Annotated in this window: 1 pseudogene; it reads left to right on the plus strand. The window is 47.0% G+C overall.

The features are described from left to right. Positions 1-808: pseudogene (locus tag BLO31_RS14330) on the plus strand (IS30 family transposase); the annotation flags it as partial.

An 808-nucleotide genomic window follows, 5' to 3' on the forward strand; every position in this document is an offset into this window, starting at 1 on the left:
AGAAGATACCAGATTTCTGCTCTATTGGAGCGGGGAATTTCGGTTTCTGAAATAGCTAAAATCGTTCAGTGCCATCGCTCTACGGTATATCGGGAGCTTAAACGCGGCAGCAAAGGCAGTCATTATTGTCCGACCGAAGCTCAGGTATTCTCAACCAAAAAACGCACATCAGCGCGTAAATATAGAATACCAAAAGCGCGGGTTGATTTTATCCGCCTCCTTTTAGAAGCGGATTGGAGTCCAGAGCAGATTTCCAGCGTATTAACTAGAGTCGGTTCCGCTGTAAGCCATGAGTAGATCTACCGATTTGTTGCGCAGGATAAACGCTTAGGAGGCAAGTTATATCGCCACTTGAGGCAAGGTCATAAGCGGTATCGTCGCGGTAGAAAAGAGAAAGCGCCAGCGATCAAGAATGCTGTGTCTATCGAGCATAGGCCAAGCATCGTTGACAGTAGGGATCGATTGGGTGATTGGGAGATCGACACCGTATTAGGTAAACATGGTACTGGTGCTATGGTGACAATTTTAGAGCGTAAAACACGATTTTACGTAGTCAAAAAAGTGCCATCGAAGTCGGCAGATGATGTCACCCAAGCCACCATAGAGCTACTCATGCCTTATAAGGAACACGTCCATACCATTACGGCAGATAACGGGAGAGAGTTTGCAGGCCACGACACCATCGCAAAAGCGTTGGAGGCTGATGGGTACTTTGCCCATCCTTATAGTTCTTGGGAGCGTGGAGCCAATGAGAATGCTAACGGGCTTTTAAGGCGATATGTGAAAAAAGGAACCGACTTAACAACGG

The organism is Vibrio sonorensis (assembly GCF_001854765.1).
GTDB classification, from domain to species: Bacteria; Pseudomonadota; Gammaproteobacteria; order Enterobacterales; family Vibrionaceae; genus Vibrio; species Vibrio sonorensis.